Raw genomic sequence first — 1,342 nt, forward strand, 5'->3', positions numbered from 1 at the left:
GTTAGAGTCTGCAATAATTTCCCTTCAAGGTTCCACAATTTTACTGTTTCGTCATAACTTGCAGTGGCAATAGTTTCTCCATTAGGACTAAATGCTACACCAAAGACCGAATTCTCATGTCCAGTTAGAGTCTGCAATAATTTCCCTTCAAGGTTCCACAATTTTACTGTTTCGTCATGACTTGCAGTGGCAATAGTTTCTCCATTAGGACTAAATGCTACACCTATAACTGAATTTTTATGCCCTACCAGAGTCTGCAATAATTTCCCTTCAAGGTTCCACAATTTTACTGTCTTGTCACGACTGGCAGTGGCAATAGTTTCTCCATTAGGACTAAATGCTACATCAAAGACCGAATTCTTATGCCCTACCAGAGTCTGCAATAATTTCCCCTCTTGGTTCCAGAATTTTACTGTCTTGTCATAACTTGCAGTGGCAATAGTCTCTCCATCCGGACTAAATGCTACACCAAAGACCGAATTCTGATGGCCGGTTAGAGTCTGCAATAATTTCCCCTCTTGGTTCCACAACTTCACTGTATTGTCATCACTTGCAGTGGCAATAGTTTCTCCATCGGGGCTAAATACTACACCATTGACCTCATCCTCATGTCCCTGAAGACAGTTAATTTCTCGGTATTTTCCATCATCTATATATATAGCTTGACTCAGAGCATCTGTTATTTCCATTTTACTATCTGCTTGAGGTTGGAATATTTGGTTAGGAAGTGGTAGTTGTTTGGCAGCTCTCAATGCTTCCAATAACCCCTCAAAATATTTACCAGAGTTAGACAATAATTTAGAGATGATACTTTTACCGACTGCTTCCGCTTCTGCCAACTTCAGGTCTGCTATCTGCTTCGCCTCTTCTAATATCTGGTTCGCTTTTAACTGAGCATCCAATTTTATCTGTATTTCCAACTTTTCCACCTCGATCGCCTGTTTCTCGACCTCCTGAGAAGCAGTTAAAAATTGATAGTCACGATCGCTCAGACTTTTATGCACTGCCCAAGCTAAAGCATCTACCAATGCTTGACCCCGCAAAAGTCGCGAGTCATCCTTACATTCGGACTCTTCCCAAGCATTAAACGCTTCAGAGTAGGGGCGCAACTTTCCCAACTCCTTTTCCACCCACTGCAAATTAAATACTTCTTGATAAATACGGTTAGCAACTTGTAACCGCCCTTCCTGTTTTACTACTAAACCTGTAAGACGGAGTTCCATTTGTTCGGGGTTGTCATTTGCCAGGGTGTGGGAAGAGGGGGAAGTGTGGGGAGAGGGGGAAGAGGGGGAGGGAAGGAGGATTAAAATTTGCTGATACAAACCTAATAACCGACTCGCCC

1 protein-coding gene is annotated in these 1,342 nt (G+C 42.5%); it reads right to left on the bottom strand.

Going from position 1 to position 1,342, the window contains the following annotated elements; all coding sequences use genetic code 11:
- The coding region (locus ACP6PK_RS03695; RefSeq protein ID WP_426557851.1) for a WD40 repeat domain-containing protein at positions 1-1,223 on the bottom strand (1,223 nt) is incomplete at its 3' end.
- Positions 1,224-1,342: the final 119 nt, after the last annotated feature.

This window comes from Dapis hubbardiae BLCC-M172, from assembly GCF_050016015.1.
Lineage (GTDB): Bacteria > Cyanobacteriota > Cyanobacteriia > Cyanobacteriales > Microcoleaceae > Trichodesmium.